The organism is Pseudoalteromonas sp. SG45-1, assembly GCF_014164135.1.
In the GTDB taxonomy this organism is placed as follows: domain Bacteria; phylum Pseudomonadota; class Gammaproteobacteria; order Enterobacterales; family Alteromonadaceae; genus Pseudoalteromonas; species Pseudoalteromonas distincta.
This window is the reverse complement of the sequence record NZ_JACJEP010000097.1, coordinates 1-226: the sequence shown is the minus strand read 5'-3', so window position 1 is coordinate 226 and position 226 is coordinate 1. Positions and strand designations below refer to the sequence as shown.

Below are 226 nucleotides of genomic sequence, written 5' to 3'. Positions count from 1 at the left end.
ATTTTGGCCACCCATTAAGAAAGAAATGTTATGCTGATAAGCATACAAATTTGGGTGAAAAAATGACGAAATTAAAACGTGCAACGTATTCTGCAGCAATCAAATTAGAAACAGCTCAGCTTGTAGTTGACCAAAGTTATACTCAAGAAGAAGCAGCCAAAGCAATGGGGGTGGGTAAATCAACCGTCAGTAAGTGGGTTACTCAATTAAAGCAAGAGCGGAGTGG

1 protein-coding gene is annotated in these 226 nt (G+C 39.4%); it reads left to right on the top strand.

The annotated features are described in order from the left end of the window. Positions 1 to 62: 62 nt before the first annotated feature. Positions 63 to 226 (top strand): transposase (locus tag H5117_RS20520; RefSeq protein ID WP_182739031.1); only part of this gene is annotated, 164 nt, incomplete at its 3' end.